Genomic DNA, 208 nt, shown 5'->3' with positions numbered 1-208 from the left:
CCTTGGAAGCCTTGGGTGCCTTGGGTGCCGGTGTCGCCTTGGGTGCCTTGGTTTCCTTGGAAGCCTTGTGTGCCGGTGTCGCCCTGGAATCCCTGGGTGCCTTGGAAGCCTTGGAAGCCTTGGGTGCCGGTGGTCCCCTGGAAGCCTTGGTTTCCTTGGAAGCCTTGGGTGCCTTGGGTGCCGGTGTCGCCTTGGGTGCCTTGGTTTC

General features: G+C 63.0%; 1 protein-coding gene. It reads right to left on the bottom strand.

Features of this window, described 5'->3' with window-relative positions; translation table 11 throughout:
* Nucleotides 1-208, bottom strand: a 208-nt coding sequence (locus tag RB628_RS42455) for a hypothetical protein (protein ID WP_318325886.1), incomplete at both ends; no start/stop codon positions are given.

The sequence above is a fragment of the Streptomyces sp. ADMS genome, assembly GCF_033441795.1.
Taxonomy (GTDB): Bacteria; Actinomycetota; Actinomycetes; order Streptomycetales; family Streptomycetaceae; genus Streptomyces.
The sequence above is the reverse complement of the archived record's forward strand: the minus strand, read 5'-3'. Positions and strand labels throughout refer to the sequence as shown.